Annotated in this window: 1 protein-coding gene and 1 pseudogene; both read left to right on the top strand. The window is 26.2% G+C overall.

Going from position 1 to position 825, the window contains the following annotated elements:
* Nucleotides 1–198: DUF2649 family protein (locus tag C6B38_RS05740; protein WP_105298963.1), on the top strand; the 198-nt coding region annotated here is incomplete at its 5' end.
* Nucleotides 198–825, top strand: a pseudogene (locus tag C6B38_RS05735) (hypothetical protein); the annotation flags it as partial. The gene C6B38_RS05740 and the pseudogene C6B38_RS05735, both read left to right, overlap by 1 nt.

Raw genomic sequence — 825 nt, 5'->3', positions numbered from 1 at the left:
AATGATTGAATTAAATTAAAAGAGTTTTTTATTTATATTTTTTTGTTTATAGATAAAACGAATGTTGAAAGTATTACAATGTGGAATTTAACGCAAAATGAATATTTAACTTTGATGGTTGGTGTTTGAATTGTGATTTTGTTTTTAACTTGGTTTTTCTTGTGGATGGTTTTTAAAATAGTTGGGTATTTTAAATAATGAAAAAGTTTATATTTTTCTTTAAAAACTATTGTTATATTAGTGGTTCAATGCTTTTGTTTAGTTTAATTGATTTATTACTTTGGTTAATTTCTTTGTATTGTGTTGGTTTAGTATTTTGAATATTATTTGCTTTGCAGTGTGTTTATTTTGTGTGATGATTGTGAAAAAATATTTTTTATCAGTTAAATGCTTTTCGGTTAGTAAATTTTGTTTGAGATAATCCGTTATCTGTAATTATTGGTAAGTTAGGAACTGGTAAAACATTACTTTTAACTTATTTGTCGCAAACTATGAAATTATTGACAGATGAAATTTATAGTAATTATCCGTTAGAAGATGATAAAGTTAAAGTTTTAACATTTAAAAATTTAGATTTTACCGATMGAACAAAACCGGTTCCCCCAGATGATAGTGTTATTTTATTTGATGAAAGTTATTTGTATATTGATGGAACTAGTCCTCACGATGAGAAAAAAGTTCATAGTGGTAAAATACCGTGAATTGTTTTAGCGAGACATTTTGGACATCGTGCGTTGTTTACTGCTCAGCGTGAGGGTATGATTTGAAATAATATTCGCCAGTTAGCAAGTGGGATTATTATTCCAATTTCATTGAAAATGAAAA

It is taken from the genome of Spiroplasma sp. ChiS, from assembly GCF_002968355.1.
In the GTDB taxonomy this organism is placed as follows: Bacteria; Bacillota_I; Bacilli_A; order Mycoplasmatales; family Mycoplasmataceae; genus Spiroplasma; species Spiroplasma citri.
The sequence above is the reverse complement of the archived record's forward strand: the minus strand, read 5'-3'. Positions and strand labels throughout refer to the sequence as shown.